Annotated in this window: 14 protein-coding genes, 10 tRNA genes and 3 rRNA genes; 2 read left to right on the top strand and 25 right to left on the bottom strand. The window is 32.9% G+C overall.

Features of this window, described 5'->3' with window-relative positions:
* Entirely contained in the window at nucleotides 1-2592 is a 2592-nt protein-coding gene (secA, locus tag CLCT_RS02675) for a preprotein translocase subunit SecA (protein WP_149062168.1), read from the bottom strand.
* Between the two features lie 118 nt (nucleotides 2593-2710).
* Between secA and lolA the strand changes: the two genes are divergently transcribed.
* Nucleotides 2711-3217 carry a LolA-like outer membrane lipoprotein chaperone gene (gene lolA, locus CLCT_RS02670; protein WP_149062167.1) on the top strand — a complete coding sequence of 169 codons (507 nt, stop codon included), beginning with the start codon at nucleotides 2711-2713 and terminating at the stop codon, nucleotides 3215-3217.
* Here lolA and CLCT_RS02665 read toward each other — a convergent pair whose 3' ends face one another.
* The 23 genes from CLCT_RS02665 to CLCT_RS02555 all read right to left on the bottom strand — a co-directional run bounded on the left by CLCT_RS02665 (nucleotide 3218) and on the right by CLCT_RS02555 (nucleotide 21797).
* Nucleotides 3218-3862, bottom strand: coding sequence for a flagellar basal body-associated FliL family protein (locus CLCT_RS02665; RefSeq protein ID WP_149062166.1), 645 nt, complete (start codon nucleotides 3860-3862; stop codon nucleotides 3218-3220).
* Between the two features lie 2 nt (nucleotides 3863-3864).
* Nucleotides 3865-5220 carry an ATP-dependent DNA helicase gene (locus tag CLCT_RS02660; RefSeq protein WP_282958258.1) on the bottom strand — a complete coding sequence of 452 codons (1356 nt, stop codon included), beginning with the start codon at nucleotides 5218-5220 and terminating at the stop codon, nucleotides 3865-3867.
* 43 nt (nucleotides 5221-5263) lie between these two features.
* Nucleotides 5264-5989, bottom strand: coding sequence for a class I SAM-dependent methyltransferase (locus CLCT_RS02655; RefSeq protein ID WP_149062165.1), 726 nt, complete (start codon nucleotides 5987-5989; stop codon nucleotides 5264-5266).
* Between the two features lie 347 nt (nucleotides 5990-6336).
* Nucleotides 6337-6585: a hypothetical protein gene (locus CLCT_RS02650; protein ID WP_149062164.1), complete on the bottom strand. Its 249-nt coding sequence runs from the start codon at nucleotides 6583-6585 to the stop codon at nucleotides 6337-6339.
* 68 nt (nucleotides 6586-6653) lie between these two features.
* Nucleotides 6654-6770, bottom strand: a 5S ribosomal RNA gene (rrf, locus tag CLCT_RS02645).
* 253 nt (nucleotides 6771-7023) lie between these two features.
* Nucleotides 7024-9929, bottom strand: a 23S ribosomal RNA gene (locus CLCT_RS02640).
* Nucleotides 9930-10384: 455 nt separating this feature from the next.
* Nucleotides 10385-10461, bottom strand: a tRNA-Ile gene (locus CLCT_RS02635).
* A gap of 8 nt (nucleotides 10462-10469) precedes the next feature.
* Nucleotides 10470-10545, bottom strand: a tRNA-Ala gene (locus CLCT_RS02630).
* A gap of 95 nt (nucleotides 10546-10640) precedes the next feature.
* Nucleotides 10641-12154, bottom strand: a 16S ribosomal RNA gene (locus tag CLCT_RS02625).
* The 16S, 23S and 5S rRNA genes sit together here with 2 tRNA genes alongside, the layout of an rRNA operon.
* 542 nt (nucleotides 12155-12696) lie before the next feature.
* A tRNA-Glu gene (locus CLCT_RS02620) sits at nucleotides 12697-12772 on the bottom strand.
* A 6-nt stretch (nucleotides 12773-12778) separates the two neighbouring features.
* Nucleotides 12779-12854, bottom strand: a tRNA-Lys gene (locus tag CLCT_RS02615).
* A 2-nt stretch (nucleotides 12855-12856) separates the two neighbouring features.
* Nucleotides 12857-12933, bottom strand: a tRNA-Asp gene (locus CLCT_RS02610).
* A gap of 19 nt (nucleotides 12934-12952) precedes the next feature.
* Nucleotides 12953-13028: transfer RNA gene (locus CLCT_RS02605), tRNA-Val, on the bottom strand.
* Between the two features lie 12 nt (nucleotides 13029-13040).
* Nucleotides 13041-13116: transfer RNA gene (locus tag CLCT_RS02600), tRNA-Lys, on the bottom strand.
* Nucleotides 13117-13118: 2 nt separating this feature from the next.
* Nucleotides 13119-13195 (bottom strand) — tRNA-Asp (locus tag CLCT_RS02595).
* 19 nt (nucleotides 13196-13214) lie between these two features.
* Nucleotides 13215-13290 (bottom strand) — tRNA-Val (locus CLCT_RS02590).
* A 12-nt stretch (nucleotides 13291-13302) separates the two neighbouring features.
* Nucleotides 13303-13378, bottom strand: a tRNA-Lys gene (locus CLCT_RS02585).
* An 88-nt stretch (nucleotides 13379-13466) separates the two neighbouring features.
* Nucleotides 13467-15575, bottom strand: a complete 2109-nt coding sequence (locus tag CLCT_RS02580; RefSeq protein ID WP_039668174.1) for a polyribonucleotide nucleotidyltransferase — start codon at nucleotides 15573-15575, stop codon at nucleotides 13467-13469.
* A 132-nt stretch (nucleotides 15576-15707) separates the two neighbouring features.
* Nucleotides 15708-16364 carry a phosphoribosyltransferase gene (locus tag CLCT_RS02575; RefSeq protein WP_039668173.1) on the bottom strand — a complete coding sequence of 219 codons (657 nt, stop codon included), beginning with the start codon at nucleotides 16362-16364 and terminating at the stop codon, nucleotides 15708-15710.
* Nucleotides 16364-18400: an LPS-assembly protein LptD gene (locus CLCT_RS02570; RefSeq protein ID WP_371821332.1), complete on the bottom strand. Its 2037-nt coding sequence runs from the start codon at nucleotides 18398-18400 to the stop codon at nucleotides 16364-16366. The genes CLCT_RS02575 and CLCT_RS02570 overlap by 1 nt, the downstream gene beginning before the upstream one ends.
* Nucleotides 18390-18848, bottom strand: coding sequence for an RDD family protein (locus CLCT_RS02565; RefSeq protein ID WP_039668172.1), 459 nt, complete (start codon nucleotides 18846-18848; stop codon nucleotides 18390-18392). The genes CLCT_RS02570 and CLCT_RS02565 overlap by 11 nt, the downstream gene beginning before the upstream one ends.
* Nucleotides 18845-20095, bottom strand: coding sequence for a phosphoribosylamine--glycine ligase (gene purD, locus CLCT_RS02560; protein WP_149062162.1), 1251 nt, complete (start codon nucleotides 20093-20095; stop codon nucleotides 18845-18847). Before purD ends, CLCT_RS02565 begins: the two co-directional genes overlap by 4 nt.
* A 262-nt stretch (nucleotides 20096-20357) precedes the next feature.
* Nucleotides 20358-21797, bottom strand: coding sequence for a hypothetical protein (locus CLCT_RS02555; RefSeq protein ID WP_039668170.1), 1440 nt, complete (start codon nucleotides 21795-21797; stop codon nucleotides 20358-20360).
* A 112-nt stretch (nucleotides 21798-21909) separates the two neighbouring features.
* Between CLCT_RS02555 and CLCT_RS02550 the strand changes: the two genes are divergently transcribed.
* Complete coding sequence (locus CLCT_RS02550; RefSeq protein WP_039617837.1) at nucleotides 21910-22461, top strand: class I SAM-dependent methyltransferase; 552 nt, start codon at nucleotides 21910-21912, stop codon at nucleotides 22459-22461.
* On the opposite strand, the gene guaA is transcribed toward CLCT_RS02550, so the two are convergent.
* The gene (guaA, locus tag CLCT_RS02545; protein ID WP_039668169.1) at nucleotides 22462-23997 is read right to left on the bottom strand and encodes a glutamine-hydrolyzing GMP synthase; all 1536 of its coding nucleotides are present in this window, start codon (nucleotides 23995-23997) and stop codon (nucleotides 22462-22464) included.

Here is a 23997-nt window from a genome sequence, read left to right as displayed (position 1 = left end):
TTAAGCTAAAATACCTTTTTTAGGACCACTTTTACCATGACATTCTTTATATTTTTTTCCACTACCACAAGGACAAAGTGAATTTCTAGGTACTTTAGTAATTTGTGCTTCACCGTTTTCATTAACACCACTTTCTGTAGTATTTGATAAAAACTGCTCATTTTGCTCATGGCTTTTTTCTTCAAAATTTTGTGCTTCTTTTTGAGTAAAAACTACATTAAATAACAATTTTAAACTGTCAAATTTAATACGCTCAACAAGTTCCATGAAAAGATTATAACTTTCTTTTTTATATTCCACTAAAGGATCTTTTTGATTATAACTTCTTAAACCTATACCAGTTTTTAAAATATCCATTTGGTATAAATGCTCTCTCCATAGATTATCTAAAATTTGAAGATATAAAATTCTTTCAATTCTTCTAGCTTCCTTATCTTCAATAATACTCATTTTATCTTTATAAGCTTTTTCTAAAATTTCACTTAATTTATTTTCTATTTCAATTACACCCAAATCTTTAAAATCAACTTCGTTTAGTTCAAGGTTACACTCATAACTTACTTTTTGCTTTAAGCTTTCAAAATGTTTAACATCATCCTCAAGCTCCGCATTTAGATAAATTTGACTTACTAAATGATTGCTATATTCAGCAATATTTTTTAAAATTTTATCTTGCAAATCAAATTCTTCATCTAGTAATTCATTTCTATAATTATAGATGGTCTTTCTTTGTTCATTAGCCACATCATCATATTCAAGCAAATGTTTTCTACTTTCAAAATGTAAACTTTCAACTTTTTTTTGAGCATTTTCTACAGCTCTTGTAACAATGCGACTTTCTATATGTTCACCCTCTTCTATACCTAATCTTTCCATGATATTTTTAATGCGATCGCCACCAAAAATTCTCAAAAGATTATCCTCTAAACTTAAATAAAACCTACTTACACCAGGATCGCCTTGACGCCCTGCACGACCACGAAGTTGATTATCTATTCTTCTGCTTTCATGGCGTTCAGTTCCTATGATATAAAGCCCTCCTAAAGCTCTTATTTCATCATCTATTTTTATATCAACGCCACGACCTGCCATATTAGTAGCTATAGTTACTGCACCTTTTTTACCCGCATCTTGAATAATCAAAGCTTCTTGCTCGTGATTTTTAGCATTAAGCACATGATGAGGAATGCGTTCTTTTACAAGCATGTTATGAAATACTTCACTTCTTTCAATACTTGCAGTCCCTACTAAAACCGGTTGACCTTTTGCGTTTGCTTTTTTTATTTCTTCAATAACTGCTTTAAATTTTTCTTCCTGTGTTTTATAAATCAAATCATCTTTATCTATTCTTGCAACCTGTATATTTGTAGGTATGGAAACCACATCTAAATTATATATTTGAGAAAATTCTGTTGCCTCAGTTTGTGCAGTACCTGTCATACCTGCTAATTTTTTATACATTCTAAAATAATTTTGGAAAGTAATATCTGCTAAAGTTTGGCTCTCTTCTTGAATTTTAACCCCTTCTTTAGCCTCTAATGCTTGATGCAAACCATCACTAAAGCGTCTTCCTTCACTTAACCTTCCCGTAAATTCATCAACAATTATAACTTCTTTATCTCTTAATACATAATGCACATCTTTTTCAAATAAATTATGTGCTTTTAAGGCCTGATCAAGCTGATGGGCTAATATTGCATTATCTAAGCTATATAAATTTTCCACTCCAAATAATTTTTCTGCTTTAGAAATTCCAGCCTCTGTAATCATAATAGTTCTATTTTTCTCATCAACAACAAAATCTCCACTTGGTAATTCTTGAGGAGTGGCCGCTGCTTGACCTTTTTGCATTTGTTTTGCTACTTCATTTGCTTTAATATAACCATCTAAAGTCCTATTTGTAGGCCCGCTTATTATAAGTGGAGTTCTTGCTTCATCTATTAAAATACTATCTACTTCATCAACTATAACAAAATTATGCTCTCTTTGTACTTTTTCAAGCTTTGAAAATTTCATATTATCACGCAAATAATCAAAGCCAAATTCATTATTTGTACCATAAGTTATATCACACTCATAAGCTTTTTTATGTGCCTCATCGCTATTTTGCTCTGAAAGTATTACTCCGACACTAAAACCTAAAAAATTATAAATAGCACTCATTTGCTCTGCATCTCTTTTGGCTAAATAATCATTTACAGTAACTACATGCACACCCTTACCGCTCATAGCATTTAATACAACAGGTAAAGTTGCAACCAAGGTTTTACCTTCCCCGGTTTTCATTTCAGCGATTTTTCCCTCATGTAAAACCATACCACCGATTAATTGCACATCAAAATGGCGCATATTAAGCGTTCTTTTTCCTACTTCTCTAACTATTGCAAAAACATCATTTAATATTTGATCTAAAGTTTTTTCTTCTTTTTGAATTTGTGTTTTAAAATCTATAAATTTTTGTTTTAATTCATCATCACTTAAATTTTGGTATTTTGACTCTAAAGCATTAATTTGTGCAACTCTCTTTAAATATTTTTTTACTTCTCGATCGTTTTTTGTGCCAAATATTGCTTTAAATACACTAGAAAACATTTTTTTACCTTTAATTACAAAAAATATATGCTAGATTATACCTTGATTTTAATTAGAACTATATAAAATTTTATTTGCATAAATTTTATATAATTTACAAAATTTTTAAAGGATAATTATGAAATATTTTATATTTTTAATGATATTTACTTGTAATATTTTTGCTTTCGATATAAATTTTAAAAATTTCAGCAGTGATTTTGAACAAAAAGTGCAAAGTAATAATTCTTCGCTAAATTATAAAGGAAATTTTATCATTACTCAAAATAAAGCCTTTTGGAATTATACTAAACCAAATAAAAAGCAAATTTATATCAACAACAAAGAAGTTGTTATCATAGAACCTGAATTAGAACAAGCCATTTACACTCAATTGCAAAATTTACCAAATCTTCAAGTAATTTTTAAAAATGCAAAATTAATATCTCACGAAAACTATGAAGCAAAATACGAAAATATCATATATAATATCAAACTAGAAAACGGTAGCCTTAACAGTATTTCTTATAAAGATGAATTAGGAAATTTAGTTAGTATTTATTTTTACAACCAAAAATTTGATCAAAATATCAACGATAATATTTTTATACCAAAAATCCCAAGCCATTTTGATATAATCCATTAATCAAAATGGTATCTCTTTAAACAAATCTTGTTCTTTGCTTGGTGCCAACATTTGCATTTGAGCGTTTTCCATAGTTTTTAAAATCATATCCATAGCTTCTTTGCTTGTATTAACATCTTGATTAAAACTTATATTACTATCTTTAATACTGTTTGTTTGAGTAGCATTTATGTCTTTTGGCTGGGTATTATTTTGATCTGAAGTTTTAGCAACTTGAATAATATTTTGAATTTCTTCTTGCTTAGCAGTTTCTTTTAAATCTTCTTCTTTTTTTTCTAAATCTTTTACAAAACGCTTCAGTTCTTCTATATCAAATTGAGCCACTGAGTTAATTTTTAAAATATAAATGTTTTTTATTTGAGTTTTGTATTTTTTATTGCTAAATTTAAGCAAAGTTTCTTTGAAGTTGTTTTTACCCACCTCTGTGAACAAATCTTCATAAAAATAACTAGATACAATAGTATTTAATGCATCTATAATTTTCTTTTGTTCTAAATTTTCTCCCTCAAAATCTAAAGTCATTTCAATCTTTTTTAAAGTATTATTTCCGGCTTTTGAATACAAATCCGTTCTAAAATCTTCTATACTTAAAGAATTAGCATAAATACTACAAAAAGAAAAAAATAAAATTACTACCCATCTCATAATCACTCCCTATCTTCTTCTAAATTTATAAACTTTTCTTGCAGATAAAATCGTTTTACCTCTTTATCAAATTTTAAAATTTTTAAAAAATAATCCTCAAAAGGCATTTTATAATTATATATTATTTTTAAATTACTTGGATTAATGGCTCTTGATAAACATACATATAATTGGCCTTTTTCAAAAATTCCATCAATATCACATACTAATTTATCTATACTCATACCTTGAGATTTATGGATTGTTATAGCATAGGCTAGTTTTATAGGAAATTGAATAAATTTAGCTTTTATCTTAACTTCTAGTTTTTCATCTTTATCTAACTCATACTCTTCTAAAATATATTCATATGGTTTTAATTTCAATCTTTCACCATTATTTTTTTCTATCAGAATATATTCTTGCCCTTTATCTTTTATAAAATCTAAAACAACACCTTGTTCCCCATTATAATAATTTTCTTCTTTATTATTCACACAAAAAATAATCTTAGCGCCTATTTTCAATTTTAACTCACTCAAAGAATTAAGTCCATTAATCCACTGCTCGTAAGTTTTATCATCTAAAGTACAATCTAGTTTTTCAGCTTTTGCCTTAAATATACTTTCTTTACCTTGTAAAAGATTTAATTTTTCAGTATTAATATGATTAGTCTTTTTATTGGTAGCGCACAATAAAGTATACTTATCCATATACTCAAGTAAATTTTTTGAACTAATTAACATTTTTTTAAAGAAATTCAATATTTCTTTATTTGCTTCGCCCATTCTAAGAAAAAACAAATATTCATAAAATTGTTTATCTAAAGTTCTTTTTGCAATACTAAGTTTTAAATTAATAAATTTCAGATCATTCCAGGCTTGCGAAGAAAAAGCATATAAAGTATTTTGAAATAAAGTACTTTGAATTTGATTTTCTTTATGGTTAACCACGGGTGGAAGTTGAAAAAAATCTCCAACTAATAAAATTTTACCATTAAAACCACTTCTTGATAATCTATAATAAATCATTTCCATCAACGAAGCACTTACCATAGAGATTTCATCAATAACCAATAAATCGCATTGTTTTAAAATTCTCTTTAATTTTTCTAGTTTATCTTTTTGCTTTCTATCTTCATAATATAATTCATCATAATTTTGACATCTTTTAAAAGCAAAAAAACTATGTAAAGTAACCCCACCTATATTAAAAGCGCTAAGCGCAGTAGAACCCAATACAATAACAATTTTTCCTTGAACTCTATAAGATTTTATAAGCTCCATAGTTAAAAAAGACTTACCAACACCTGCACCACCGCTTAAAAATACATTGTTATTTTTTAAAAAAAATATTAATTTATCTACAACCAAGTTCAAACTACTCTTTCATACAAGCTATTATCAACATCATTGGTCTATGTCATTCTTTTTTTTTAAATTCATTTTTGAATTCAGGAAAAAGATTGATAATTTTATTAGAAAGCTTTAGCTCAATAATATTAGTTATTTTAAAATTATTTTGCAATAATGGAGAAATATAACTTGTTAAGGTACGATGATATTTAACCACATCCTCGCCTAAAAAATTATATTTATTTTTATTTTCATAAAAATAATTTTTAACAGGAAAATATTGAATATCCTCATTATTTTCATATATAAAATCTTGGGAAATATTTGCAGTAAAAACGGGATGCTCAACACTAAAAACCAAACTAATATTTTTATTAAGAAGTTTTGAAATATTAAAAATTAATTTTTCATAATCCTTTATATAATAAAAAACTAAAGAACTAATAACTATATCAAATTTTATATTTTGCAAATCAGTGATTTTATTTATTTCTTCACAAGAACCTCTATAAAAGGATATTTTATTTTTATATTTACTTGTTTTAATCTTAGCTTTATCTAACATTTTTAAAGATAAATCAATAGTAAAAACTTCTTTAGCGCCATTTTCTAAAGCATAAATACTATGCCATCCATATCCACAACCTAAGTCTAATATAACTTTATCCTTTAAGCTTGGCAACCATATTTTAAAATCTTCCCATTCACTAGCACCATCCAACCCCACTTTAGATCTTAGCATTAAGGCATATTTATCAAAAAAAATATTATCATCATACTTATTATCTAACATCATACATCCTTATATAGTTTTATTATATCAAAACTTTTCATTTAAAATTTCATCAAAAAATCAAACCCTCTAATTCTTAGTAAATACCCCACCTAATCAAACAAATTAATTAAAAATTTTCACAAACAAACAACTAAAAACTAGAAATTAAAAACTATCTGCAGTCAACAACCAAGCTAACTAAACCACTAAATAAAAACCATAAAAAATAAAATAAACCCACCAAATAAGCCATTAAAACAATTCAATAACCAGCAACACAAAAAAACCATAACAAACAGCTAAAACAACCAAATATTTAATTCTTGATAAATATTTTATCTAACCATATGCTAACATAAATACAACTACCCAACCACCCAAAAACCAAAAGTTAAGTCATTAAAACCCATAAAAATAAAAAAACTATAAATAATTAAGAGCGATAAGAAAGAAATATAAGAAATATAAGAAATATAAGAAATATAAGAAATATAAGAAATATAAGAAATATAAGAAATATAAGAAATATAAGAAATATAAGAAATATAAGAAATATAAGAAATATAAGAAATATAAGAAATATAAGAAATATAAGAAATATAATCTAAAACCATAAAAATTTAAAAATAAAAAAATATGAATTAAATTATATATAAAGTAAGAATAATAAGTAGAATTAACAAGTCCGCAATGAGCTACTTTCCCCCTGCCAGTAAGGCGTAGTATCATCACCCACGATGTGCTTAGCTTCTTGGTTCGGGATGGAGCAAGGCGTCTCCACATCTGTATAATCACGGACATTGTTATTTAAATATTCTATTTAATATAGCATAATAAAAACTAGATTAAAATCATTTTTAGCTTTCATCTTATTCTTATATTTAGATATTTTACTAAACTAATCACTTTATTGTTTTAGAATACTTAAAAAACAATGTTAAGAGCAAGTTCTAATATAAACTTTACTTGTAAGATTTTATAAGCTAATATAGTTTTCATATAAAAACGTTCAAAGCTTTATTAAAAACCTTAACAAGGAAGTGATGCTTAAATAAGATAAGCCAAACGCTCTATTAGTACTGGTCAGCTAAAGGACTTTCATCCATTACACACCCAGCCTATCAAACTAGTAGTCTTCTAGAGAGCTTAGAGAAGATTCATCTTAGAGTTGGCTTCACGCTTAGATGCTTTCAGCGTTTATCCGTTCCAAACTTAGCTACGCTGCGATGCTCTTGGCAGAACAACAGCTACACCAGTGGTTTGTTCAACCCGGTCCTCTCGTACTAGGGTCAAATCTCTTCAATCTTCTTACGCCCACGGCAGATAGGGACCGAACTGTCTCACGACGTTCTGAACCCAGCTCGCGTACCGCTTTAAATGGCGAACAGCCATACCCTTGGGACCTGCTCCAGCCCCAGGATGCGATGAGCCGACATCGAGGTGCCAAACCTCCCCGTCGATGTGAGCTCTTGGGGGAGATCAGCCTGTTATCCCCGGGGTACCTTTTATCCTTTGAGCGATGGCCCTTCCACACAGAACCACCGGATCACTAAGACCGACTTTCGTCTCTGCTTGACTTGTATGTCTTGCAGTTAAGCTGGCTTATACCTTTATACTCTACGAACGATTTCCAACCGTTCTGAGCCAACCTTTGTAAGCCTCCGTTATTATTTGGGAGGCGACCGCCCCAGTCAAACTACCCACCAGACATTGTCCCACTTGAGGATAACTCAAGCTGGTTAGCTACCCAAATAAGAAAGAGTGGTATCTCAACAACGGCTCATATACAACTGGCGTCATATACTCAAAGCCTCCCACCTATCCTGCACATTCTTATCCAAATAGCAGTGTCAAGCTGTAGTAAAGGTCCACGGGGTCTTTCCGTCTTGCCGCGGGTAGGAGGAATTTTCACCTCCACTACAATTTCACTGGATCCCTCTTTGAGACAGCTCCCATCTCGTTACGCCATTCATGCAGGTCGGTATTTAACCGACAAGGAATTTCGCTACCTTAGGACCGTTATAGTTACGGCCGCCGTTTACTCGGGCTTCGATCAAGAGCTTCGCTAATGCTAACCCCATCAATTAACCTTCGAGCACCGGGCAGGCGTCACACCCTATACATCCTCTTACGAGTTAGCAGAGTGCTGTGTTTTTGGTAAACAGTCGGGAGGGACTCTTTGTTGTAAGTTTCTTCGCTTTCGGAGTAAATCCTAATACGAAGCGAACCACACCTTATACCGAAGATACGGTGCTATTTTGCAGAGTTCCTTAAAGAGAGTTCTTCCACGCGCCTTAGAATACTCATCCCACCCACCTGTGTCGGTTTACGGTACGGGCAACATTAGCTAAACTTAGAAACTTTTCTTGGCTCGACGGCATCAGCAATTCTCCTCGCTGTCCGAAGACTTTGAAGAGCCTTTCAGTTCTCAGAGTATTGTTATACGGATTTGCCTATATAACCTCCTACGACCTTAGACTAGCACTTCCATCCGCTAGCTTGCTTAGCCCTAAGCGTCCTTCCATCGCACACTAATGTTGGTATTGGAATATTAACCAATTTGCCATCGTCTACCCCTTTCGGACTCGACTTAGGACCCGACTAACCCTACGATGACGAGCATCGCGTAGGAAACCTTGGGTTTACGGCGTTAATGATTCTCACATTAATTATCGCTACTCATGCCTGCATGCTCACTTCTATTCGCTCCAGCACTCCTTACCGGTATACCTTCGGCGCAAATAGAACGCTCTCCTACCACTTGATAAAATCAAGTCTACAGCTTCGGTACTTACTTTAGCCCCGTTATATTTTCCGCGCAAAATCACTAGACCAGTGAGCTATTACGCTTTCTTTAAAGGATGGCTGCTTCTAAGCCAACCTCCTGGTTGTTTAAGTAACTTCACATCGTTTTCCACTTAAGTAAGATTTAGGGACCTTAGCTGGTAGTCTGGGTTGTTTCCCTCTTGACGACGGATTTTATCACTCGCCGCCTGACTGCTGTGATTACATATAAGGTATTCGGAGTTTGATAGGGTTTGGTACATTGGTGTATGCCCTAGCCCATTCAGTGCTCTACCCCTTATACTACGACACAACGCTATACCTAAATATATTTCGGAGAGAACCAGCTATCACGAAGTTTGATTGGCCTTTCACCCCTATCCACAAGTCATCCGGGGGCTTTTCAACGCCTATCGGTTCAGTCCTCCACTAGTTCTTACACTAGCTTCAACTTGCTCATGGATAGATCACTTCGTTTCGGGTCTGCAGCATCTGACTTAAGCGCCCTATTCAGACTCGCTTTCGCTACGGCTTCGCGTGTGCTTAACCTTGCCAGACACCACAACTCGCAGGCTCATTATGCAAAAGGCAGTCCATCACACTGTATTGCTACATAGTGCTCTGAATGATTGTAAGCAAATGGTTTCAGGTTCTATTTCACTCTGATCACCTCAGTTCTTTTCACCTTTCCCTCACGGTACTTGTGCACTATCGGTCTGGTAGTAGTATTTAGGGTTGGATCGTGGTCGACCCAGCTTCAGACAGGATTCCTCGTGTCCCGCCCTACTCAGGATACTGCTAGCTAAGGTTTGGTTTTCGTATACGGGACTATCACCCTCTATGGCTACACTTTCCAGAGTGTTCTACTAACCTCACCTATTGCACATTGCAGTCCTACAACCCCAGTGCAAGCACTGGGTTTGCCCTCTTGCGCTTTCGCTCGCCGCTACTGACGCAATCTCTATTGATTTCTTTTCCTGTAGGTACTAAGATGTTTCAATTCCCTACGTTCGCTCCATTATGGTAGTATATATCTCTATATACTGGGTTGCCCCATTCGGAAATCTACGGATCAAAGCTTCTTGACAGCTCCCCGTAGCTTATCGCAGTCTAGTACGTCCTTCATCGCCTTTACCAGCCAAGGCATCCACCATTCGCTCTTAATAGCTTACCTTTTAAATTCATTCTAAAACGCATCACTTCCTTGTTAAAGTTTTTATGATAAGACTTTGCTATCTTAAGACGGAAAGCATTTAAACACTTAATAAAACTAAACAAATTAGTCTCACTAAGCTGTGAGTTTAAAACTTGTCTTTAACTAAAAGCTAAAGAAAAGATAGTTAGGTTTTATCCTTTAACAAGTCCTGTAAAATTGTTTTTATTAAAACTTGCTTGTGACTCTTAACAATGATAATTCAAATAACATTAAATAACTAATCTAATATATAAAATATTCTATTATTTATTTAGCTTAGGTCTTAAAACCTAAAGGAAGTATATATAAAGAGTTTAAATAATTTAAAAACATAAACAATAAAGTATTTTACTTTAATTGCTGCTTTATTATTAGTTATATACTTGCTTTAAGTTTTAAAACTTTATTATATAATTGATAAACAAATCTTTTTATGGTGGGCCTAACAAGACTTGAACTTGTGACCTCACCCTTATCAGGGGTGCACTCTAACCAGCTGAGCTATAGGCCCTTAATAAATGGTGGAGAATAGCGGGATCGAACCGCTGACCTCCTGCGTGCAAAGCAGGCGCTCTCCCAGCTGAGCTAATTCCCCAAAATTAGCTTTTCATCAATCTTTGAAATCTAAACAAGGATGATTGAGTCTATATGTGAACTGATAGTTGTGAGACTTATCAGTTTGTACTCTAGAAAGGAGGTGATCCAACCGCAGGTTCTCCTACGGTTACCTTGTTACGACTTCACCCCAGTCGCTGATTCCACTGTGGACGGTAACTAGTTTAGTATTCCGGCTTCGAGTGAAATCAACTCCCATGGTGTGACGGGCGGTGAGTACAAGACCCGGGAACGTATTCACCGTAGCATGGCTGATCTACGATTACTAGCGATTCCGGCTTCATGCTCTCGAGTTGCAGAGAACAATCCGAACTGGGACATATTTTATAGATTTGCTCCACCTCGCGGTATTGCGTCTCATTGTATATGCCATTGTAGCACGTGTGTCGCCCTGGGCATAAGGGCCATGATGACTTGACGTCGTCCACACCTTCCTCCTCCTTACGAAGGCAGTCTATTTAGAGTGCTCGGCCGAACCGTTAGCAACTAAATACGTGGGTTGCGCTCGTTGCGGGACTTAACCCAACATCTCACGACACGAGCTGACGACAGCCGTGCAGCACCTGTCTCTAAGTTCTAGCAAGCTAGCACCCTCTTATCTCTAAAAGGTTCTTAGGATATCAAGCCCAGGTAAGGTTCTTCGCGTATCTTCGAATTAAACCACATGCTCCACCGCTTGTGCGGGTCCCCGTCTATTCCTTTGAGTTTTAATCTTGCGACCGTACTCCCCAGGCGGTACACTTAATGCGTTAGCTGCATTACTGAGATGACTAGCACCCCAACAACTAGTGTACATCGTTTAGGGCGTGGACTACCAGGGTATCTAATCCTGTTTGCTCCCCACGCTTTCGCGCCTTAGCGTCAGTTAAGTTCCAGCAGATCGCCTTCGCAATGGGTATTCTTGGTGATATCTACGGATTTTACCCCTACACCACCAATTCCATCTGCCTCTCCCTCACTCTAGACTACCAGTTTCCCAAGCAGTTCAACGGTTAAGCCGTTGGATTTCACAAGAGACTTGATAATCCGCCTACGCGCCCTTTACGCCCAGTGATTCCGAGTAACGCTTGCACCCTCCGTATTACCGCGGCTGCTGGCACGGAGTTAGCCGGTGCTTATTCCTTAGGTACCGTCAGAATTCTTCCCTAAGAAAAGGAGTTTACGCTCCGAAAAGTGTCATCCTCCACGCGGCGTTGCTGCGTCAGGGTTTCCCCCATTGCGCAATATTCCCTACTGCTGCCTCCCGTAGGAGTCTGGACCGTGTCTCAGTTCCAGTGTGACTGATCATCCTCTCAGACCAGTTAAGCGTCATAGCCTTGGTGAGCCATTACCTCACCAACTAGCTGATACTATATAGTCTCATCCTACACCGAAAAAACTTTCCCTACTCAACTTGTGTTAAGCAGGAGTATAGAGTATTAGCAGTCGTTTCCAACTGTTGTCCTCTTGTGTAGGGCAGATTAACTATACCTTACTCACCCGTGCGCCACTAATCCACTTCTAGCAAGCTAAAAGCTTCATCGTTCGACTTGCATGTATTAGGCACGCCGCCAGCGTTCACTCTGAGCCAGGATCAAACTCTCCATAAAAAAATAATTGGAAAAGTTTAATCTTTTTCTTCAAAGAAAAAGTTGATTGTTAAGATTTAAAAATAAATCTTTCTGGCTCAATCGATCACTTATTTAGATTTCAAAGATTGACTATAAGATTTGATTAACAATATTAATAATTTAAAGAACAAATACTAAAAAATTAAGACAAAAAGTCTTATCTTTTTAAAACCCTTTCGTTTAAAAAGGAAATGAAATTATAGCAATAAAAGCTTAAAGTTTTATTAAATGTAGATTAGACATTTAAAGAAATTTGTTTTAGGATGAGTTTATATTTGTTATTTATGGTAGTACAAGTGTGTAAATTATAGTTAAAAAAAAGAAAAAAAAGGGGGGGGCAGGAGATTGTTGAGAAAAGAAAATTATTTTTAGAAAATAAAAAAGGAAGAGCTGTTGAGAAAAAGAAGGAAAAAAGATAGAGTGGGTTTTATAGGTGTGTTATGGGTGAATGATTAGAAAAATACGAAAAAGAGGAGTAAAGTAAATTTTAATCTATTGTATTTGATTACGATATGCATTCATGGCGACCCCTAGAGGATTTGAACCTCTGTTATCACACAGAGAGAGTGACGTCCTGAGCCACTAGACGAAAGGGTCAATAAGTGGTGTCCCGTGTTGGATTCGAACCAACGGCCCCCTCCTTAAAAGGGAGATGCTCTACCGGCTGAGCTAACGAGACAATGGCGCGGCGGACGGGGCTCGAACCCGCGACCTCCGGCGTGACAGGCCGATATTCTAACCAGCTGAACTACCGCCGCACCTAAAACAATAAAAGAATGGTGGTCACTATAAGACTCGAACTTATGACATCCACCTTGTAAGGGTGGCGCTCTACCAACTGAGCTAAGCGACCATAAAGATTTAGTGGTGTCCCGTGTTGGATTCGAACCAACGGCCCCCTCCTTAAAAGGGAGATGCTCTACCGGCTGAGCTAACGAGACAATGGCGCGGCGGACGGGGCTCGAACCCGCGACCTCCGGCGTGACAGGCCGATATTCTAACCAGCTGAACTACCGCCGCACCTAAAACAATAAAAGAATGGTGGTCACTATAAGACTCGAACTTATGACATCCACCTTGTAAGGGTGGCGCTCTACCAACTGAGCTAAGCGACCATAAAGATTTAGTGGTGTCCCGTGTTGGATTCGAACCAACGGCCCCCTCCTTAAAAGGGAGATGCTCTACCGGCTGAGCTAACGAGACAATCAAAAAACGAAATTATGCCAAAAGAATATTCTTTTGTCAAGATATAATATAAAATTTTGAGTATATTTTTTAATATGCTCAAAATTTAGGCTAAATCTAAAGATACTTTTCCATTTTTGATTTCTGCAACTTTAACTTTAATTTCATATCCTACCTCTAACTTTTCTTTAATCTTAGAATTATGTAATAAACCATCCACGCCTTCTTTAAGCTCTACAAAAACTCCAAATTCTACAACCTTTTGAACTCGTCCTAAAAATTCTTCTCCGATATCAAACTTAGGCATTTCCTTTTTGTCGCGCTTTTTGTTAGAACCTTTAGAGTGAAGTAAATTTAATATATACTCTTTACTTTGAGAAATCAAATCATGATCAATTCCTGCTATTTTAACCTCACCTTTATCTCTGTCTAAATCAATATTAACTTCAAATTTTTCAATGATTTCTTTAATGGTTTTACCACCTTGACCTATAATATCAGGAATTTTATTTGGATCTACATTAAAAATTTCAATCTTTGGCAAAATAGCTTCATTGACAACTATGTTTTGATTAGCCTCTTCCATTAATTGCAAAATGTGTTCCCTAGCTTCTTTTGCTTGATATAAAGCCTCTTTTAAAACCTGTTGCTCTATACCACCAAGTTTTATATCCATCTGCAAAGCAGTGATTCCATCATAGCTTCCTGCCACTTTAAAATCCATATCTCCATCATGATCTTCAAGTCCCATGATATCGGTTAAAATAGCATATTTTTCATCTTCAAAAACAAGCCCCATCGCCACACCTGCTACCAGTTTTTCACTTTTTACTCCTGCAGCTCTTAAAGCCAATGCACCACCACAAACAGTAGCCATAGAACTAGAGCCATTACTTTCTAAAATTTCAGAAACCAAACGAATCGTATGAACATAATCTGTATCAACACTAGGATACAAAGCTCTTTTTGCTAAATTTCCATGGCCAAGCTCTCTTCTACCAGGAGCTTTTATAGGGCTAGCTTCACCCACCGAAAAACCTGGAAAATTATAATTAACCATAAATTTTTCACAAATTGGATTTTTTTCTGTAAGCATATCTGACATTTGCGCATCATTATCATTTCCCAAGGTGGCCACAACTAAGGCCTGGGTTTGCCCTCTAGTAAAAAGACAAGATCCATGTGCACTTGGTAAAATATTTGTTTCTATGTCTATTTTTCTAACATCCTTTAAACCTCTACCATCCGCTCTTTTATTTTCATTAATAATTTGGTTTCTAATAAGTTCTCTTTTGCATACATGTAAAGCTTTTTCAATATCTTCAAATTTCCATTCGTTTTCAATAGCCATAGATTCACTTTCAATCTCTTTTGCTATTTGTAAAATTTCACTTGCTCTTTCACTTTTTGCCATTTGGTTAATAGCAATTTTGAGTTTTGTTATATAAGTATTTTTTATATAGTCAATAATTTGAATATTATCTGACTCTATTTTAAACTCGAGTTTAGAATTTTTCCTATAAGCAGCAAATGCTTTTTCATATTCATTGGAACCACGTAAGATTGCGCTACTTGCAAAATCTAAAGCCTTTAAAGTATCATCTTCGCTAAGTTCATTCATACGGTGTTTATCATCTTGCTTGTTTGCCAAAGCTCTCATTTCTATCATTAAAAGCTCATCTTTAACGCCTGCTACATAAAGATCTAGGGTGCTATTTTTTAACTCACTATTACTTGGATTTAAAACAAATTCATTGTTTATACGACCTATTCTTACACCACAAACTGGTGCTTTAATAGGGATATCACTTAAATACAAAGCAATGCTTGCGGCATTTAAACTCATCACTTGTAAATCTACTTCAGGATCAGCAGAAAGAACCATTACAACAATTTGGGTTGGATATGCATATCCTTTTGGAAAAAGAGGTCTTAAACTTCTATCTATAATCCTAGCACTCAATGTTTCATTGTCACCTGGCTTAGTTTCTCTTTTTACATAACCTCCTGGAATTTTACCTGCTGCATAAGCTTTTTCTATATATTGTACTGTAAGAGGTAAAAAATCCTCTTCTACCATTTTTTCTTCTCTTGCTACAGTTGCTAAAACTACTGCATTTTTTTCTTGCATTAAAACTGCACCTGCTGCTTGTTTTGCCACTTTATCGGTATCAAATATTTCAAGGTGATTATTGATATTTATTTCATGTCGCATGATTTTCCTTTAAATTTTTATCATAGGCAAAACCAAATAAGCTTTTTAAATTTTAAAAACTAAAACTTAAAAAGCCTGTTTTTATTTTGCCTATAAATTTATATCTAAACAACTTATTGCTCAGATATAAATTTATTTTTTTAAAGGTAAATAATACCTGCTTTCTTCTAAAATATCTAAAATTTCGTGAGCTTGCAAAATCGTTTTATTTTTAAAATAAAACTCAATATCTACAAAATGATCAATTTTTTGCACACAATAAACCTCATCTGCAAAAACACTAATATAATCATATACATCACTTGGCATTAAAGCAGTGGCATAAATAATACTACTAACCTCTTCTTTTAACAAACTTTTTATACATGAAGAAGCAGTAATCCCACTCTCACATCCCTCATGTAACATTAAAATATTTTTTCCTTTTAAATCTTTTAAAAGATTACCTTTTCTATAACGATATACATTCTTTAAAATTTTTTCCTCATAAGTCCTATTTGCCTCACCATAAATATAATCTAAGCTTATATCAAAAGCCTTAACCAAGGCTTCATTATAAACCAATTCTTTTGTTTCACTAATCATAGCTATTTGACATTCATCATTATTAGGAGCTTTGATTTGCTCTGTAAATAAAAAATCATAGGGTATTTCTAATTTTTTTGCCAACGCATCAACAAAAACTATAGATTTTAAAGAAGGAGTAATAATGATGTAATCTTTTAATTTATTTAATGGAAGTAAATCATATAATCTTTCAAGTGCTTCTTTTTCATCTTCAAAAAACATTATATAGACCTTTCATTTTCTTCCAAAGAAAAATCATAAGATACTCCACCCAAAGGATAAAAATTAAACATAAAATATACACCGCTTTGATCTTTAGCGCTAATCCCACCACTAGTAAGTTTAGGTGAAATATCCTTACGATACATCAAAGAATAATTCCAACACTTTCTTTGATAAGTATAACCTATCTCCCATTTTTCAGGATCTTTATTTAGATCAAACCACAAACCACCAAATATTTGATAGTTAGTATTTATATCATACTGAGCTTTAGTTCCTAAAAAATTATATTTTTCTTTTTCATATATTCTATAAGCATGATTTAAACTAACTTTCCACTCACCATAATCAAATAAGACTTCACTAAATACTTTATCAAAGTGATTATCTACACCTGAATATTCTGCCTCATTTCTTAAACTTATATAATCATTATAAAAATATTCCACAACATTATCAAAACCACCAAAACTACCTTCTTTGGTAAAATATTTAGCCTTCAAACTATGATATAGTTTTTTTTTGCCTAAAGCACTATAAAAATATTGATACATCGAAAAATTAAACTGCTCAGGATCATCTTTTAATTCTATAAAATCCTCAGTAATCTTACCTGATTTGGCTCCAGGTATAAAATAATTAGCACCTAAATATAAGGTATGATAAAAATTTTCATAAGGTTTAGAAAGATCTGTATATAAAGAAAAATTATGTGAATTTCTAAACAAATGCTCTTGATTTTTACTGTCTGTATTAGAATAATCTACAAAATTTGCATAAATTCTTTCTGTAAAGGCAAAATTTAAAAAATCATCCAAAAAACTTGTGTGATAAATTAAAGGCAAATCAAAATCTAAAGTTTTAGCATAAATACCCGTATGTCTATAATATCTATGAAAAGAAGCATCTAAGCTATACTGTATATAGTTATCAAAAAAACCATTTAAGTATCTATGATATTGAAAAGAAGGGTATTCTTGCATGGTATCTTTGTTACTAATTTTAGAAGTATCTATATAATACTTTGCATAAGCACCATAATAATTATCATCATCAGATAAGAAATAATTTATTTTTGAGGTAACCAAAGAAGCTTCAGTTTTTGCACTAGAGCTTAAGTTCATATAATCTACATCATTTAAATAAGTAGCATCAATCCATAAGCCTTCTTGAAATTCATCACTCAAAAGGCTCTTGAATAAAGCTTCACTTGAATATTTAATCTCTAAACCATAATGTTCTTTGTTTTTTAAATTTTCTTCTTTTTTATAGCTTGATTTTTCTCCAAAAACACCACCGCTAATTTCACCTTGAGAATAAGGACCATCAATAAATCTTAAAGTTGAGTATAATCCATAACCTCTTTTTGTTCTAATTTGAGGTTCAAATTGAATATCTGCATTATCATCAATAACATAATAGATTGGTTGGTTATAATATAACCCCTCACTTTGTTTTAAAACCACCTGAGGAATTAACAAACCACTTTTTCTTTTAGTGTCTACGCTAAAACCAAAATACGGCAAATACATCACAGGGGTATTTTTTACATATAATTTTGCATTATAAAGATGTAAAAAATTACTCTCTTTATTTAATTTACCCTCATCAAAACGAATTTCCCAATCAGGATTTTCAACATTACAACTAGAAACAACCGATTTTTTAGTTACAACAAATTTATCATTTAAATCTGCTTGATGGCATTGCAACCAAACCTCTAAATCGTTATTTGAAAAAAATAAATTTTTAAAAGCTGTTGTATTATCTTTAAGATTAATTTTAGTATAAGTAGAATTAGTTCTTTCTTTTTGTCCTCGTAAGATATTTACATCACCAAACAATTCTAAATCTTTAGTTGTTTCATTAAATTTAGCCTCGCTTGCGGTTATTAAATACAAATCAGAAACTACAACCACATTGTTTTTTGCTTCTATGATATCATTTATTTTTACAACATCTAAAGCATAAATGTCTACCTTAGAAGCATATAAACTCCCTATGCAAACTAAAGAAAGCAATATTTTACGCAAGATCTATCACCACTGTTTTGGCTGCATAATCATGCCAAGTTTTCAAAACAATATTACTCAAAGCCCAAGCAAATCCTAAACCATACAACATATCACTAATTTGTCTTACACCTGCTCTTAGAGCGCTTTGAGTAAAATTTGGTTTATCTAGCAATTCTTGATCAATCACCATGATCTTCAAAAGCATTTTTCCTAAAGTTGCGCCATATAAATAAGTAAATAAACTATGGTATGCAAACTGTAAAATCAAAATCCCACCAGCAAAACGCATTAAAAGATTATGAATTTCTTCATAAGTTTGCATAGAATTAATTTTATCAAACAAAATAATACTTACGATACCCAAAATTACAAAACTATCAACAACATAAGCTAAAAATCTTTTTTTAAAACTTGCTATTTTTATTTCTTCTTTTTCTAGCTTATCAAATAATTCTTGATTGGTGCTCATTTAAGAACCTGAAAGGCAATATCTTTTCTATATTGTTTTCCTTTAAAATGGACATTTTCACAAAGCATATAAGCGTTTTTTTGAGCTTCTTCAATGCTTTTTCCAGTTCCCACACAAACCAACACTCGACCACCGCTGGCATATAATTTATCATCTTCTAAACTCACACCAGCATAAGAAATATGAGAATTTTGTGGAATATCACCTATCTCAATCAAAGCTTTTGGTGAGTCCTTGTAAGGATAATTTTTACTTGCACAAACCACACCCACAGCAAATTCATTTTTAATTTTTATATGAGTATTAGCAAGATTTTTATTCACACATGCTAAAAATAAATCCAAAGGATTTTCTATTAAAGGCATCAAAACCTCACATTCAGGATCACCAAAACGCACATTATACTCTAAAACATAAGGTTTATTATTTACGACCATCAAGCCTATAAACAACACTCCAACAAATTCAGCACCTTCTTCTTTCATGCCTTTAAGAGTTGGCGCCACTATATCTTTCTTCACTTGCTCTAACAAACTTTCACTTGCTAAAGTACTTGGAGCATAAGCCCCCATGCCACCCGTATTAGGCCCTTTATCATTATCTAATAATCTTTTATGATCTTGTGCTGCAGGCAACAATATAAAATCATTTCCATCGCAAACCGCAAATACGCTTAATTCAAAACCATCAAGATATTCCTCAATCACAACAATTTTTCCAGCTTCCCCAAAGCTTTCTCCACTTAGCATATTTTTAGTAGTTTCTAAAGCTTCTTCATGACTTTGCGCGATAATCACACCTTTACCAGCACATAAACCATCTGCTTTTACAACAATAGGAGGTGTTAAAGATGTGATAAATTTCTTAGCTTTTTCATAATCAGTTGTGTTTAAAAATTTAGCTGTTTTGATTTTATATTTTTTTAAAAAACTCTTCATAAAAGATTTTGAAGCTTCCAACATAGCAGCAGCTTTAGTAGGCCCAAAAATAGCAATATTGTTTTCTTTAAAAAGATCTACTATACCCTCTGCTAAAAAATTTTCACTTCCAACTATGCAAAGATCAATCTCGGATGCTTTTGCATAAGCTGTTATAACTTTAGGATCTTTCATGTTAAGATTTGTTCCTATTTTAGCAGTAGCACCATTTCCTGGAGCAAAATAAAATTCTAAATTATCATTTGTTTTTTGAAGAGCCAAAGCGATAGAATACTCCCTAGCACCGCTTCCTAGTATTAAAATTTTCATTATTTTCCTTAAAAATATTACAAAAACCCAAATGGCCGGAGTATAAGTGTCTGACCCTCAAAAAGTCAAAGTATGCCATTAGGTGATTTTTAAAGGCTGCAGCTTCTCGCTTTTTTTCAAAACTCAAACGAAGTCACAGAACACGGTAAATCACACATCACAGCTTATAATTAATGTGTTGGATCCTCTTTAATACCATATCGAACCATTTAGGCAGTATAATTATAACTAAGAAAACTTAAAAATAGCGTTTAAAAGGTTTTTATAAAATCTTAAATTTTGTCTTAGAATCTTTCTTTAAAAAATATTTTCCTTCCAAAATAACATCAGCAACAGGCGCCCATATAGTCTTTTCATCGACATAAACTATATCAAATTCAGTGTTTTTCATTAACCCTTGGTAATTTACTTTCTTAGGTGCATGCTTGACTACATAATAAGGATTCATTGCAAAAATTTGAATCTTCATATTAACATATAAATCAGGATTAGAAGTTACAACTAGAAAATTCTTTTCGCATTCTTTTTTTACTTTCTTTACATATGAAAATAACAATTGATCATTTGGATTTAAAGCATGTTTATTTAGTCTGTTTAAATAAAGCTCAGCAAAAGAAAGTGTACAAAAAGAAATTTCACTTGCTGTTTTAAAATAAGAGTTTTTAATGCTTGTTGATTTTAAAGATTTTTTCCAAATTTCTATGTCTAGTTTTGTTGCACATATATTTAAACCCTGCTTAATCTTTTCAAAAAGCTTTTCTCTTGCCATATTAAAACTATTACTAAAAATAGTAAAATTTTTTTCATAGAAAGATTTTTTTATCAACTCTAATCTTTCTACACTTTTAGTAAAATAATCAGCTTCATTTTTTAATTCTATTAATTTTTGTTTTTTATCTTGTATCATTTCTTCTAGTTCATGGTGTTTTTTTCCACCTTCTGCTTCTAATCTTGCTTGTTTTGATTTTATATCTGTTATTAAAGTACTCATTTGACGATCAAGTGCTAATTTTCTATTTTTTCTATTGTCGATCGAAGCAAGAAGTGCTTGATAATGACACTGATGAGATAAAAAAACCTCTTCATATAAGCGTTCCATATCGATATGCTTTTGCTTGTCTTTCATATCTTTATATGACATTTCAAGGTGTACTATGATATTTTTCATTGCAGAAAAATCGGCTTGATTGATAGTGTTATCCGAAAATAATAAAGTATCTAAAGCCTTATATAAAAAACGCTTCATAGCAAAAAAATCAATAATATATGGCACCTCATCTGTGTTAATGTCTTTTACCGCATTAATTGACAAGGTTTCATTATAAAAATATCTTTGAATGGCTTGTGGGATAGTTAAATTTAATGTGATTTTATCAAGATTATCATAATCTGTTTCTCTATAAAGTTCTTGAACATAAGCATCGCGTCTTGTTAGTCTTAAATCTTCTAATTCATCATCACTATCTGTTTTCCAGAAATCTCTTTCTTTGATAAAATCACCATCTGTAAATTCTTGAAATTTAGAAGGACGTAAATCGGTAATATGCTTTCCATCGGATCTAAATTCAACAAACATACCAACCGTTGGCATACTTCTTTTATCATGCCATGCGTGTTTATTAAATTCAAAAAATGTTTTTGCTAGATTGATTACTGTTCCTCTTCCAGTAGCATCCACATAAACCATTATTTTTCCGTGCATATCCAAATCCTTGATTTAAAGAAAAATTCAATTCTTATTCTAACTTTGTTTTCATAAATTTACAATTATATTTTAAAATTTCACAAAATAAACGTCTTTAGGTATTTTATTTATGTTTTTATATCAATATTTTAAAAACCCAAAACAAACAGGTGCATTTTGCGCAAGCTCTAAAAAATTAAGTAAACTCATAACTTCTCATGTCCAACATGCAAAAAATATCGTTGAAATAGGGCCTGGTACAGGAAGTTTTACAAAGTATATCCTCAAACAAAAAAGCCATAATGCAAGATTTTTTGCCGTAGAAATCAATCCTCACATGGCAAAAAAATTAAAGCAAAATATAAAAAATATAGATATAGAAGTCAACTCAGCAGAATTTTTACCAAATATGCTAGAAAAAAGAGCGATCAATAGTGTAGATTTAATTATCTCAGGAATTCCTTGGGCTTTATTAAATTCCAAAGAACAAGATTTATTGCTAAAATCCATTCATGATGCTTTAGAGGAAAATGGTTGTTTTGCAACATTTGCTTATATACTCCCAACGCCAAAAGGGAGAGCTTTTAAGAAAAAACTTTTTGCCACTTTTAGTAAGGTAGAAATTTCACCCATCATTTGGCAAAATCTCCCCCCTGCTTTTGTTTATTTTTGCACTAAATAATCATTCCCATTCAATCGTTGCTGGTGGCTTACTAGAAATATCATATACTACGCGATTGATTCCTTCTACTTCATTAATAATACGACGTGAAATATTTTCTAATAATTCATAAGGTAAATGAGAAAAAGTTGCGGTCATACCATCGCTTGCATTAACAACACGCACACAAACTGCATTATCATAGGTTCTATTATCACCCATTACACCAACACTTTGCACGTTTAAAAGCACACAAAAAGCTTGCCATGTCTTATCATACCAGCCACTGCTTTTTAATTCTTCAATCAAAATAACATCTGCTTTTCTTAAAAGCTCCAAGCTAGGCTCATTTACCTCGCCCATTATACGTATAGCAAGACCTGGCCCTGGGAAAGGGTGGCGATAAACTACATCTTTACTTAAGCCAAGCTCCATTCCCAAAGCTCTTACCTCATCTTTAAAAATTTCCTTTAAAGGCTCGATGAGTTTTAAATTCATCTTTTCAGGTAAACCACCCACATTATGATGAGATTTTATAGTCTTACTAGCTCCTACAACCGAACTTTCGATAATATCAGTATACAAAGTTCCTTGTGCTAGATATTTTACATCTTTATGTTTTTTAGCTTCTTCTTCAAAAACTTCTATGAAAGTATTTCCTATGATTTTTCTCTTTTGTTCAGGATCTCTTATTCCTGCTAAACGACTTAAGAAAATCTCTCTAGCATCAATACTAATTAAATCAATACCCAAGGTGTGTCTAAACATATACTCAACTTGTTCTTTTTCACCACTTCTTAAAAGACCATTATCAACAAAAACAACTACTACTTGATCTTTTATCGCACTTGCTAATAATGCAGCCACCACACTACTATCAACCCCACCACTTACTGCACAAAGCACTTTATCATTTCCTACTTCTTCTTTGATTTTTTGCGCTTGAGTTTTTGCAAAAGATCCCATATTCCATACACTATCACAATTACATGCATACTTAGCAAAATTTTTCAAGATACTTTTTCCAAATTCGCTATGTTGTACTTCAGGGTGAAATTGTAAAGCAAAAAATTTACGCTTCTCATCTCCAAATACACAAAATGGACTATTTTCGCTAGTCGCTAAAACCTCAAAACCTTGTGGCAAATTCTCGACCTTATCAGAGTGGCTCATCCATACCGTTTGCTTTTTAGGTAAATTTTTAAATAAATCACTATCATTTTGAATATCTATAGTTGCTTTACCATATTCTTTATGGCCCGCTGGGGCAACATTTGCTCCAAAATGATGCGCCATAAGTTGCATACCATAGCATATTCCTAAAACTGGTATATTTAAATCAAAAACACCCTTATCACAAAAATAAGCATCATTTGCATATACACTAGCTGGCCCACCACTTAAAATGATACCCTTAGGCTCTTTAGCTTTAATCTCATCTAAACTTACATTAAAAGGTAAAATTTCTGCATACACACCTTGCTCTCTTAATCTTCTAGCAATGAGTTGTGTGTATTGTGAACCAAAGTCCAAAACCAAAATATCTGCTTTTTTCAT

Source organism: Campylobacter lari subsp. concheus (genome assembly GCF_008245025.1).
GTDB lineage: Bacteria > Campylobacterota > Campylobacteria > Campylobacterales > Campylobacteraceae > Campylobacter_D > Campylobacter_D concheus.
The sequence above is the reverse complement of the archived record's forward strand: the minus strand, read 5'-3'. Positions and strand labels throughout refer to the sequence as shown.